The 11,900-nt window shown below is 47.5% G+C and carries 7 protein-coding genes; all 7 read right to left on the reverse strand.

Going from position 1 to position 11,900, the window contains the following annotated elements:
- Positions 1-114: 114 nt before the first annotated feature.
- The 7 genes from AN477_RS10645 to AN477_RS10675 all read right to left on the reverse strand — a co-directional run bounded on the left by AN477_RS10645 (position 115) and on the right by AN477_RS10675 (position 11,786).
- Complete coding sequence (locus tag AN477_RS10645) at positions 115-1,059, reverse strand: hypothetical protein (protein WP_054969137.1); 945 nt, start codon at positions 1,057-1,059, stop codon at positions 115-117.
- Positions 1,060-1,192: 133 nt separating this feature from the next.
- Positions 1,193-2,491 (reverse strand): ATP-dependent helicase, encoded by a 1,299-nt coding sequence (locus AN477_RS10650; RefSeq protein ID WP_054969138.1) that lies wholly within the window; start codon positions 2,489-2,491, stop codon positions 1,193-1,195.
- On the reverse strand, positions 2,488-4,305 hold the full coding sequence (locus AN477_RS10655) for an ATP-dependent nuclease (RefSeq protein WP_054969139.1): 1,818 nt from the start codon (positions 4,303-4,305) through the stop codon (positions 2,488-2,490). Before AN477_RS10655 ends, AN477_RS10650 begins: the two co-directional genes overlap by 4 nt.
- 266 nt (positions 4,306-4,571) lie before the next feature.
- Positions 4,572-5,753 carry a TIGR02391 family protein gene (locus AN477_RS10660; protein ID WP_245631788.1) on the reverse strand — a complete coding sequence of 394 codons (1,182 nt, stop codon included), beginning with the start codon at positions 5,751-5,753 and terminating at the stop codon, positions 4,572-4,574.
- Between the two features lie 203 nt (positions 5,754-5,956).
- Positions 5,957-8,998: a type I restriction endonuclease subunit R gene (locus AN477_RS10665; RefSeq protein ID WP_054969141.1), complete on the reverse strand. Its 3,042-nt coding sequence runs from the start codon at positions 8,996-8,998 to the stop codon at positions 5,957-5,959.
- A 14-nt stretch (positions 8,999-9,012) separates the two neighbouring features.
- Positions 9,013-10,239: a restriction endonuclease subunit S gene (locus tag AN477_RS10670; RefSeq protein WP_054969142.1), complete on the reverse strand. Its 1,227-nt coding sequence runs from the start codon at positions 10,237-10,239 to the stop codon at positions 9,013-9,015.
- Positions 10,239-11,786 (reverse strand): type I restriction-modification system subunit M, encoded by a 1,548-nt coding sequence (locus AN477_RS10675; RefSeq protein ID WP_054969143.1) that lies wholly within the window; start codon positions 11,784-11,786, stop codon positions 10,239-10,241. The genes AN477_RS10670 and AN477_RS10675 overlap by 1 nt, the downstream gene beginning before the upstream one ends.
- Positions 11,787-11,900 lie beyond the last annotated feature (114 nt).

Raw genomic sequence — 11,900 nt, forward strand, 5'->3', positions numbered from 1 at the left:
GATCAAGAATTATATATTCACGCCACCCGTGTGCCCAATGACTCTGTATCAGTGCTTTACATGATGATAATACCCCCCATACACAGAGCTCCGAAAACTCAAAACAGAATTCGATCACACCTCTTCATCCTGCTCCTCATCGTCATCCATGAACATTACACCGGGGCTGTTAAGAGCTTGCATTAGGCTAAGGCGATTTTTCATTTCCTCTTTATCTTCAAATTCTTCATATTGTGAGTCAACCGCATCCAATATATCGCATCGAACCGTCGGAGAGTGACGAGATATAATGTAGTCCTGAATGAGTTCTGCATCTAATTCCAGCGGTTCAACGCCCTTTAGAACATTCAGGAAAGCTGAGCGCTCATCTGTATTTAAGAGATAAATCAGCAGTTCGGTCCACGCCAGGTCTTCATCAATAAAATCGTATTCATGACGTGTGAAAATCTTATATGCCTTGGTGAAATAAGAAATTTCATAGGTATACATATTCAGACGAGTAGCAGTTTCATCAATTATTTCGTAAAGTTGATTGCAAACCTTGCCGATAATTCTTCCAACATAACGTTTAATCCGAGTATTGTTTCTGCTGACAAATGGAGACGCCGTGTCAACTTCTCCTTCCAAATAATTCGAGATGAACGAGACCAACATGTCCAATTCGAGGGCGTGCGAACGAATGGATTCTAAGCTGTACCTCCCATACCGGATTGAATCATAGAAAACTCTCAACATTTCAATGAACGCATGATGTTCTCTTGAGAGATGTAGCGGTTTATGGTCGGCGATTCTTTCGATAAGATGTGCGTGATTATGAGTACGTAACTCCTCCTCGAACTCTTGCTGGTCCGTGATATCGTTGTGCTCTAACAGGATTATTGTCACTTTTGCTATTCGTTCAACGCCCACGGCGATATTGTAGAAAAACTCAAAAACTTGAGCCTCATTTGAGAAGTTATTCATTTCATGAAATGTCCATAATCCGTTATAGATAAAGCTGCCCGCAACCTCTAATTCTGTTCCCAAGCTGAAGTTCTTCCAATAGGTTTCTCTGTCCACAAACATCACTCCTGACGGTCTTTGCTAGGATTTATGGCCAAATGAATGAGTATGTAACAATCACTGGGTAACTTAAACCTGCAGTTTCTGCACAATGAGAATGCACAATACGCATGAGACACATCGCCCTCAATTAGCTCTGCGTAAATGGTGGTTTCTGAACTCGAGTACGGTCTGGATCTTGAACAAGCACTTGGCACCACCTTCTAGCTCTTGTAACGGCGTTGTACAGCAATCTCCGATTCATCTCTTCGTTCGGACCAACTTCATAGGGCCACAGAACAATCACACCGTCAAATTCCTGATTTTTAGCCTGATGAATTGTCATGGCACGGATACTCGACTGTCTTGGCGAACGATACGCACGAATCCTTGTGCAGACATTGATGATCTGCCGGTTGATTTCACGGACCGTAAACTGTTCGCATCCATTCAGACGATGTTGGTACCGGATCCAACCAAGAAGCTCCCGATACCCAATGGTCCCATCATCATCACGGAAATCTTGAATGTGAACCGTGGCATTTAGATCGTCTGGAAGTCCGATGCACTTTCTCAATGTTGCCTCTATATCACGTGCCCCAGCTTCCCACTCTATTCGAAAAGGTCCTAATGGCTTTCCAACTCTTTTAGGGACAATAGGCTTTTCAGTGAGACGCATCAATACTCCCTGCACATATCGAGAACTAGATAGCCCCGTGGGTGTTAAAATCGCAACACTTGTCCATTTGTTCCAAGCCAGCGTTCTGGCAGCCACGGATGCTGCATCGTTAGGTCTGAATGTGGACGCAACTCGAAAAGTCGTTCCGTTCTTGAGTCCTAGCCGAGACCGAAGGCTTTGAGCCGCCGAAAGTAGTGCGATTTCGTGCGTACGATGAATGGTGTCTAGCTCCGTCGTCGCTCCCGCAGTCCGTAGCCATTCGACCGCCTGATTATGCTCCAGCTCGAAAAGGTCTTGAAAGTGGTCGGCCGCAGCAAAAACGAGAGATCTGCGTGCTAGTGCCTGCAAGATGACAAGTCTGCCGCCTCTGCAATCTTGCGACTCATCAACAACAATGATGGGATACGTCTGGGTTGCCCAATGTAGTACGTTGTCATGAGAAAGCAGGATAGCCGCCAGGCTACACGTCGACTCGTAATCCAGCTCACCCGGCAACGAGCCACCCTCCAAAGCCATCGTAGCCAAGCTGCGCCATCGCTTAACGATCTGCCACGCAAAACTGTCAAACGTAAGGCAATCGACTCTGGATTTCGCCTCAGGGATCCTGGTCAACCTGTCCAGCAGCCGGAGTCTAGCTCCATGCATTACTGACAGTCCCAAAATCCGTTCGTGGGCAGACAGAGGCTGTTGCTGTAATGCACGTCTCAGTTCTTCCACCATCGAATAAGTCTTGCCACTGCCAGCGGGACCTTCAAAGAACCGTACACTCATAGTTGCCAAACCTTCACAACGCAGTCATCGGTTGATCTTCCGTCAGATATAAATTGTCCAGTATCGTCTTGGGGATTGCGAATCACCCGTATCAGGTTCGAGAACAAGTAATTGGTCCTGTCGATACATTCGACATACGATAAGACTAAACTAGCGAGACTCTCGCACCGCTCATAGTCTCCTTTGATCCCTGGCCTCTTGGTCTTCAGCCGCTGCAGTATTGAGTCTAGCTCTGCGTCGCAATCGAGAAAGTTTGCAGCCGACGTTGTAGCCTCAGAACTTGTTGCAATGATGTCACCGATAACGTCCTCAATTGTCCATTTATACGCCCATTGTAAGACCAATTTAGGTGGGTTCTGTAGTCCAACCAATTCATCTACATATGTATCTCCAGCCTCATCTCCATCGACAAGAACCACCACGTCCGAGCGAACATTCGAGATAACTTGATATGTGTCAGACACAGCAGCATCATGCGTAGGAACTACGCCGACAAGGCAACCGAAATCCCCGTCTTGTTCAGAACCCATGGCCCACCCCTCCTGAATCTCTGCGAAGAACGCCAGGAGTTTGAACCATTCAAAATCAGTTCGACCTTCGGGAATGAGCACGAATTCATTCATGAGTGCTGCAACGAAGTCTTCACGATTATCACGAAGTAACTTACGAATACTGTTTTTGGCTGTCTGGTCAAGGGGTTTCTCGAGCAAGGGCCGAGCGTGTAATTGTCCATCTACGTTCTCTACAAATCGAATTTTGGTTGGCTGGTACGACGCCGCTACATGAGGCGAATGACTTGTGATTATACTTTGCTGTGTGACGGCCTGTGCTCTATAGACTAGGCGCCGTTGAACACCAGGGGAGAGATGAAGCTCCGGCTGTTCAATAGCGAGTGTGAAATTCTGACCTGAATTAGCACGCATTCTTCCGAATTCAAGTAACAACATAAAAATCTGTAGAGACAAAAGTCCGGTCCCTTGACGTGCAGCGGGTAGAACGGCCCCGGAATGTGTCTCATAGTGCGGTACTATGGCACTCAGCAACGATTCGCTATCAGTTCCGGTCAACCTCAATTTCAAATCTGGCGACCTTGGCAAAAGCCTTGCAAATTCGGCACGTATGTGCGAAAAAACTTCTGAAAAGGTCCCTTCCGCATCAAGGGGAGTGGACGGATTGCGAAGAATATCACGTTCGGCCATTATAGCGTTAGCCGGAATTCCACCTGATGAAGCGACGAGTCTTCGAAACAATTCTGATCCGAAGGAAATGACCCTATCCCACGTTCTCGAAACTGGAACAATGAACAAACCAAAATCCGAGAGCAAGCGAGCCGAAACTCGAGTAACCGCATCTTCGTCAAACGGGTCTGTCATTTCGTCATCATCATGGAAATATCGGATAAATTCTACCGACAAGCTGTCATGATCAAATCGTGCTGCAAAGCCAAGTTGGGCACATAATAACAGGTTGTCATCTGCCTCAGCCAATACTTCACCTGTATCGGAATTAAACCATTTTGGTACAGCCCGTCCCATACGAAACCATTCAGAGTGGTAGTTGGGGTCATTCCTGTCAAACCCTGTAACGGTAGCAATAATGCGTATTCGATCCGCCGGGGCGGGACTACTACCGAAAAAGTCATGTTCCGTCAATTGACGAACCATTCTATCCCGGCCGAGCACCATCGATAAGGCATCCAAGATCGTTGATTTTCCACTGTTGTTGGTTCCAATGATCACGTTGTGGTCATCAAACAATACAGTCCCGTTCAGAATGCCTCGGAAATTTTGGATTTGCAGCTTGGAAACTTGCAAAATATCTGCCCCATTTCCTATAGGACCAATCAATGGATGCAGTGGATATACTCGGGGATAGTATGTTGGTCCAGTTTTTTGTGTTGCATGCGCCGAGCAGCTAAAAGCCAACTTTGAAGATTACCAAATATGCCCACATATGCCCGCTTGAGGCTTCTGAACAAACGCTTCTGAAAGGTCGTGTGAACCGATATCAAACTCGTTTGGAGTAAGTTCAGACCCGATACCTGAGCCTGCAGTCTTGGGTGTTACGACTTTGTTGAAGGTTATGTGACCCTATCCAGAACTCTGAATAGTGCCGATGCAAGTCCCAGCCACTCCTTTGCTTCTTGTCTGTTCATTTCGTCAAGCCTATGAGCCATTGGATTTCTGACAGCCATCACCGAGCCACTATATAGAAACATGAATCCAGTCTGTTCACTCGGATCGTCTGAAACTCTGATCGTTGGATTTTGAGCTGAGAAAACAGTTTGCATCAGTTTACTGCCATCGAGAGCTTTCACTCTGGAATCTGTTTTAACTCGTTGAATCAGTTCGATAAATGTGTCTAAGACAGCTTGACGAAAGTGCCCATGACTAAACAGATCCCCAGCCCTATGTTGAACAGTAGGGTGCAGTTCGTCCAATTCTCCTTCTGATACGCCAGCAACCAACTCCGTATGATTGAGCACATTTCCCTCACTTGAGGCAGTGTCTTTATCTCGTTCAACAAACACCACGCCATCTGTGAGGTTGAACGGTGATGATTGATTAGAAATAAAACGTTCGTCAACAATCTCTGTATCCTGCATTAAAATGACACTCAAGTCACGTGGCAGTTCCTTGTACTCTATTCCGGCGCTTTTGGCCACTAAAGCAGGCACGCTTTCAACCCAATCAGGGCTTGTCCCATTAAGTTTGATATCACACGTATCGAGGGCATTGCCATCTAGCTCTACCGCAATCCGCTTATCATCTACGTCTACGTTAATTCCAACAAACCGTCCACGTGTGTCTTCTATGACTACTTCGATACTGGAATCAATCCGTTGCGTGGAGTCCGGGGCATTGTACCCTCGGAGATAATATATCTGCGCCTGTATTTTCGTTCGAAAATACGACAAGTTTTTTGCTCCAAGTGGCATGTGAAGCTCATTGCCATCTTGGTTCTTCATTGGAACTTGGTACAAATGATAGGGGAATGGCAACTTCCGATATGAGTACACCTGTCCACTGTTTATGTGGTTATAATCAATCTGCCTGCACTGTACCTTCGTTTGTTGAGTGTCTATTGGCTGGAGCTCTGGAAACTCGACCAAGGAAATGTCGGCTCCACGATTGATCAGGCTGAGCAGTGTTTGAAGTCTCTCAGCGTCCACCGCCACATGAATGAACAACACGCTGCCATAGTCGTACGTCTTCGGTTTGCCTAATTTGTCTTCCGTTATTGATCTAGCAAAGAAATGCACCAACTCGAAAACACCTGAGTCTGGCGTGCGGTTTACCTCCAGACAAAGTTTATACTGGGGGTACGTTCGGATTCGATCTATTAGGGTCGGAAAAGCTTCCTCGAAGGTCTTATACACTGCGGATCACTCTCTTCTTGGACGTGCTACCCAGACGTGCAAACCATGTAAACCTTGGTTTCGAGAGCGTAGTATGAATATACATCTCACGCATCCAGCGGCCAGTTCTTGTACTGCTCCTTGGCTTGTTCGACGATTGCTTTCGTCAAGAAGCTAAGTTGCTCTGCGCTGACCCTGGCGTCCAACAGCACTTTTTTCACAGACAAAGTAACCGAAGACATCACGTTCTGCCGATGTGGCGATGTCCAATCCGGCTGGAATTTCGTCTTCATGGCCCTTACGACCTTGTGTATCAGATCGGCGATGAACTCATTCGAGAAGGCATCAGACCTCATTTGTGAAATCACATTGTAAAATGCCACTTCCTCCTCCGACAGTCCTAAGTTCTCTCGTAGCTTTGTTTCCTCTTCCAACCGTTTCTTCAGCTCTATCATCGCCTGCAGCACGTCTGCAGCTTGGATGACACGAGTGTGGTAGTCTCGAATCGTTTTCTCCAGCAGCTCCTTGAGAGTCTGGGACATCGCATGGTTTTGCCGGAACACGACTGCTATCTTGTCTTCCAGTAGTTTTTGTAGGAGTTTGAGCCGCAGATCGACATGTTTCTTCTTCTCCAGTCCCGCAAGAAAGGCGTCATCCAAGATGCTCAAGTCTGGTCGTTCTAGGCCTGCCACTTTGAATAGATCAATGGCTTCCCGAGCAGCCAGGCTTTCATCAACAAGGCTCTTCAGTTGTTCCTCCAGAGGCTTCTTGCCTGTTCCAGGCCTCGGGCCTTCATTGCCGCCGGATAACTTTCGAATCTGGACTTTTAGAATCTCGTACAGTAGAACCTCATTAGCGAAGGGAATTACCTGGTCCAAATGTCGAACCAACTGATGGGCCTTTTCCAAACGTAGTTGTGCCTTGAGGAAGTCTTCCTGCTTCTCGCCAAACAGTTCATTCACCCGGTTGGCAATCCAGTCATCCCGCTCTACCTTCGGAAGCCCTCGCCAATCTGTAACATCCATACCCGTGGGGAAGAATGCTCTCACTTCTGTCAGAGCTGTCGTGAACAATTCCACCGCCCGATCAATTTCAAAAGCCGGCTTCCCTCGTCCGCCGCCTCCAGTGTATCGCTTGGTTGCTTCTTTCAACGCATCTGCAATTCCAATGAAGTCGACTACGATGCCACCCGCCTTGTTTGGAAACACACGGTTGACCCGAGCAATGGCTTGCATCAAGTTATGACCCTTCATCGGTTTATCCACATACAAAATTGATACCGGAGGGGCATCAAATCCCGTCAGCCACATATCCCGGACAATAACAAACTTGAGTGGGTGATCGGGATCCTTGAGATTTGCTTTGACCTCTTCCTTTTCCTCGTTGGTTTTGATGTGTGCGTATTGGCTCCCGGATTGGACCTCTCTCCACGCTTTCGGATCCTTCGACACATCACCTATCATGATGACCTCAACTTGTGGGCATCCCGATACTTTGCGCAGCTCATCGTACAGTGCAACGCAAATCTCTCGACTCATACAGACAATCATGGCCTTGTCCTGCGGTGACGCCTTCTCGGAAAAGTGCTCTATGATATCTTTGGCCAGTGTTTCGAGACGCCGCTGCGTCCCGACAACCCTCTCAAGGGCGGCCCACTTCGCACGATTGCGGTCGATCTCGCTCCCGGATTCCGCACTCTGTATGATTGCTTGATAGTCTTCGTCAATGTTGGTATTTTGGAGGTCAAGGGGAATGAGCCTGGGTTCATAGTAAATCGGGACCGTTGCGTGATCCTCAACGGATTGGAGCATGTCGTACGTGTGAATGATGTTTCCGAAGACCCCCTCGGTGTCCCGGTCCGCAAAGGAAATCGGAGTACCTGTGAAACCGATAAACGACGCATTCGGCAAGGCTGTTTTCAAATGTCCGGCAAAACCATCATCTTGGTACTGCGTGCGGTGCGCTTCGTCTGCGATCACGATGACGTTTCTTCGTTCAGACAGGACTGGATGCCTGGACTCCGATTCCTTCAATCGGAACTTCTCGATGGTGGAAAACACAATTTGTCCCGATTCATTCTTTAGAAACTGTCGCAGTTCTTCCGCTGAACTAGCCTGGTGAACATGGCCGACAAGCGATTTCCCAGCAACAAACGTCTTATAAAGCTGCTCGTCCAAATCAGCTCGATCTACTTGCACCACGATGGTGGGATTCCCCAGTTCGGGGTGGCGAGAAAGTATCCCGGAAAAGAACAACATGGATATGGATTTTCCGCTGCCCTGCGTATGCCAGATGACTCCGATTTTCCGGTCGCCATCAGGACGTGTTGCTCGAATTGCCTCTTGGACAGCAAATCGGACGCCGAAGAATTGATGGTACTTGGCACCGATTTTGATAGTTTTCCGGCCATCGTCCATGAACACGATAAAATCGTGGATGTAGGCCAGAAGCCGATCTTTTGGAAACAGGCCCTCAATCATCGTTCGCATCGAATTGGCGATGTTGTTGTCTACCGTGCGACCATCAATTGATTTCCAAGCTGCGAAGTATTCCAAAGATGCGCCAGGCATCCCATGATAAGTTTGGCCCCCGTCCGAAACCACACAGAAGGCTGTGTAATTGAACAACTGTGAGATGTCCGTCATGTAGTTCGTGATTTGAGTGTAGGCATCCTCAACCGTGGCCGCTTCCTTGTACGGGCTCTTCAGTTCGAAAATCACGAGTGGTATTCCGTTCACATACACAATCATATCTGGGCGGCGGGCCATTCGTCCTTGAATAGGAAGCTGATTCACAATCACAAAATCATTCGACTCAGGATGTTCCCAATCTACCGGCGTCACGTGGGTATATTCAGTGCTTCCATTCACTTCATGGGCGAAATCGATTCCTTTGACAAGCACCTCGTGAAAACGCTGATTCCGCTGGTAAAGCGTCAGTCCGTCCACAGTAGTCAGCTGAGAGGCTACATCGGATGTGGGGAGACCGGGATATCTCTGTGACAGGAACTTATGTAATCGATCCAAAAGAACAACCTCAGACAGGTCCGTTCGAGTGTATATTTCATGGGCAGGCAAGTGCTCATAGCCAAGGATCTTGAGACGTTCAATTGTCGTTTCCTCAAAATCAGACTCATACAGCTTAGCCATGAGCTACCATCCCCTTAAATTATTGCCTCATCGGTATTCAGATAAATTTCACCAGATAACAGACGAGGTAAGAGATTGCCTCGAATGTCATATAGATAACGATTCTCAATTGTATTACTGCGAATCTGCTGAAACCACTCCTTGGTAATCTCCGCAAACCGTATCATTGCCTCGTGGTCAGGTGCCGGGATTTCAAATTGCAGAAGGGCGCCGACTTGGGCTCGTTGTCTGCCTGAGGTGCCAACCATGCTTTTTATCGCATAGTCCTTGAAGTTCGGGAACCTTGCCGTGCAGTAAACGAATGCTGGGCAAGCGCTAGATTTGGCACGCAACACCAAAAACTCCGTCGAGCCAAAGGCAATCCCATCTTCCTCCAAAAAATCCACGTAGGCTGTCTTACCGTTTTCAAGACAGGGCGTAATCCTCGCAAACAGAGTATCACCATTTTGGAATTTTGAGCCTGATGTAAACTGTTTCATCACCACATCAGCGTCCTGCACACTGAGTGAATTTGTCGACACGGCCTTCATATCGACAAAGGGAATCTCGTATCCCTTTTTCATCGAGATCTTTGGGTTGATTTCAATTAACTCAGCCAGAGGGACTCGTTCGGGCGATTCTGTATCGATAAACCAGTGTTTGTACGCCGTCATTGCCATGTGTTCGAGCGTTTCATTCATACGGCGGTTGAGATCGATTTTGTCGTCAATAACTGCCAAAACAGACGATATCTGTTCTTGTATTTGTATTGGGGGAAGCACGACGGGAAGCTTTTGTTGGTCAGTGATACTTAAATAAGCCCGAGTCGAACCACTTCCAGCCCAAGCACTCAATACTGCCTGGAATTTTGATGACTGGAAGTAATACATGAGGTAACTCGGATTCAGTTGGTTCGTATCCTTCACTCTGTAGTACGTCACCTGCGGGGTTAGCACGGCATATGGAGTATCCAACCCCTGAAGTAAAGCAGTTCGTCCAAGCGTTCCTTTATGAGTGAGCAATACGTCTCCGTTTTTTGCAAAACCTTTTCTTAAAGCCATAGCCTGTTGTTCACTTATACGTGCGCAACTGTCTAAGTCCACCCTGTCGTGCTTGATGTCAGACGCCATTAAAAATGGTACTCCGAACTCAACAAAGTCACTGCTTTTTGGATGTATTTCTCCGTGATTTCCATCTAATGGTCGTTCAATTATGCCGCTCTCTACTAACTCTTCTACAGTCGCTACGTTCCATTTAGCCATCAGCGTAGGTTCTCCAAATTTCGAAGGAGTTGCTCTTGCAATTTGTTTGCCTGAGCATACTGTTCCTTCAGTCTCTGAGTTAATTCCGCCATTTTCACTTCGAATGGCTCGTCGTCCGCTTCCTTTAACTCTGTACCTACATAGATGCCCGGTGTCAGCTTGAAGTCGTTGGCTTTGACATCTTCAAAGATGGCTACCTTACAGAAGCCCAGTACATCCTCATATTTGTCACCCGAACTACGGTAGGCATGATAGACCCGAGCTATTTCATCAATTTCTTCCTGGGTCAGCACCTTCTGTTTCCGACTGACCATGGTTCCCTTTTGACGAGCATCGATGAATAAGAACTCATTCTTTCTCGGACGAAAACCCTTCTCCCCATTCCGATTCTTACTAAAGAAAATCAGCGCACAAGGAATTCCAGTTGTAAAGAAGAGTCGGTCTGGCATTTGGACGATGCAATCAACGTACCCATCCTCGACTAAACGCTGCCGCACTTCCTTTTCTCCAGTGGTGTTAGTCGTCATCGCACCATTCGCCATCACAAAGCCAGCGGTTCCTCCATCCTTCAGGTGAGACAGAAAGTGCTGCATCCACATATAATTGGCATTACTATCCGTTACTGGTCCAATCAAGCGTGGATCGTTGCGCTGGATTTTGTCCGCACCCCAGAGCTTCTGATTGAACGGCGGATTGGAGAGCACGTAGTCAGCTTGGAAGCCTTCAAACTGGTCGTTAAGCAGGGAATCTCCCATCCGAATCTCAGCATTGATTCCATGTAGCAGGACGTTCATCTTGCCGAGCCGGATTGTCGTCTCTATGTTCTCTTGGCCGTAGAATGACAGAGCCTGTTTTTGTGGGGTGTACTGCTCGCTCTGAATAAACATTCCGCCCGAACCGCATGCGGGATCGAATACCACCCCTGACATTGGCTCCAACATGGCCACGAGTAGTTTGACAATACTGGATGGTGTAAAGAACTCCCCACCTCGATTTCCCTCGGAACTTGCAAAGTTGCCAATGAAGTATTCGTAAACCCGTCCCAGTACGTCAACGCTGGAGGAGTATTCTAGGTTGAACACATCACGAGAAAAGATATGTATGAGTTCTCCAAGATTTTCTGCTGGGAGATTTGATGCCTGATAGATGCGTGGGAGCACGCCCTCCAAGTCCTTGTTTTCTTCCTCGATCCGCTTCATTGCATTGTCGAGAATCTCTTTGATGTTCGGCTGCCTCGCATGCTCCACGATGTAGCTCCAACTTGCCTCATCCGGTATAACGTACACCTGCTCAGAACGATACTGGTCCTCATCTGACATGATGATCTCCTGCATTGCTGAATCTTGCGTGTACCAGTCGCTCTTTGGATCACGAACCATCGACTCCAACTCTTTGCGCCGCTTCTCATATCGAAGCGAGAGGTAACGCAAAAAGATCAAAGGCAGAACGATATGTTTGTATTCTGCGGGTGCGATACTTCCTCGCATCCGATTGGCGGCTTCAAATAAGTCTTTGGTGTACTCAATGTCTGCTTGTACGTTTGCCATGATGATCCTCCACTCTTGCGCTTAACTCTTCATTCAGATGGAATATTCTCCAAGTTGGTGCAAAGATCCTGCACTTTGCTTCACGAGTGCTTGTTTGCGCCACAATTCACAGTA

This window comes from Paenalicyclobacillus ferrooxydans, from assembly GCF_001399675.1.
Classification (GTDB): Bacteria; Bacillota; Bacilli; order Alicyclobacillales; family Alicyclobacillaceae; genus Alicyclobacillus_B; species Alicyclobacillus_B ferrooxydans.

Bases quoted from the DNA above. Each gene is read 5' to 3' on its own strand.
- AN477_RS10665 (WP_054969141.1), bottom strand. From the start codon at position 8,998: ATGGCTAAGCTGTATGAGTCTGATTTTGAGGAAACGACAATTGAACGT.
- AN477_RS10675 (WP_054969143.1), bottom strand. From the start codon at position 11,786: ATGGCAAACGTACAAGCAGACATTGAGTACACCAAAGACTTATTTGAA.
- AN477_RS10650 (WP_054969138.1), bottom strand. From the start codon at position 2,491: ATGAGTGTACGGTTCTTTGAAGGTCCCGCTGGCAGTGGCAAGACTTAT.
- AN477_RS10670 (WP_054969142.1), bottom strand. From the start codon at position 10,239: ATGGCTAAATGGAACGTAGCGACTGTAGAAGAGTTAGTAGAGAGCGGC.